Annotated in this window: 1 protein-coding gene; it reads left to right on the top strand. The window is 60.5% G+C overall.

Annotation, left to right across the window (positions count from 1 at the left end):
* The first annotated feature begins 147 nt into the window (after positions 1 to 147).
* Complete coding sequence (locus G6038_RS30795; protein ID WP_165042709.1) at positions 148 to 306, top strand: hypothetical protein; 159 nt, start codon at positions 148 to 150, stop codon at positions 304 to 306.
* Positions 307 to 838 lie beyond the last annotated feature (532 nt).

Below are 838 nucleotides of genomic sequence, written 5' to 3'. Positions count from 1 at the left end.
CAGGTACAGCGCGACGGCATCGGCCTTGAACTCCGCCGAGTACGCCTTCATCACCATCAGTGACATCTCTTCCTCTGGATCCTCACGACCCAGTGTTCAGGATGTCCACACTCGAGGGGGAACCCCCTTGATCTGGGTTCCGTCCTGGTGACGATCGATGCCGCACAGGTTGCCAACAAGCACGTCACCGCCGACGGTTCGTGTACCGCCGACCTTGTACCTGCGCTGGGGAAACGAACCGCCCATTTCAGATGGATGGGCGAAGCATCCCTCGACCACGAACTGGACGCTGAAGATCCTGAGTAGAAGTACACGGGGCAATTGCGGATGGCTGCGCACTCCCGGTGGTGAGCAGAACCCGAACGTCGAAGACTGACATAAGGCCTGGTTATCGGCGTTTGACCGGGTCCAGTGTTTGGGGACGTACTACACAAGTGCCGTGACGTTATCCAGTCACCTGTTCTCGCCTTCGGCTCCGGCGCAAAGCGATCCGCCGACGCACCGAGGTGAACGGGCTCTCCACCGGACCAGACTGTTAGGGACGCCTTTCGGAAAGCGGGGTTCTGACGGTCAGGTAGCGCGCGTATGAGTATCGGGTAGCGGTGCCCGTCCCAATGTGCTCGTGTCGGCATCACGCGTAGCAACCAGGCTGCGCGTGAAACCGAACAGGAGGCACGGGTGACTGATTACCGATTGGTGATGTCGCTACTGTGATGAGGCTCATCGAAAGTGCTCAACTGTGCCCGGTGGAAGTGCCCACCCGTGAGCAGGGTTCACTGTAGCGGTTGCCGGGTGCCGGTGGTGGCCTGCCGGAGCTTTTCGGCTCGGGCGTGGTGAT

Origin of the sequence: Rhodococcus sp. 14C212 (assembly GCF_011058195.1) — a bacterium.
Classification (GTDB): domain Bacteria; phylum Actinomycetota; class Actinomycetes; order Mycobacteriales; family Mycobacteriaceae; genus Rhodococcus; species Rhodococcus aetherivorans.
This window is presented reverse-complemented; position numbering and strand designations above follow the sequence as displayed.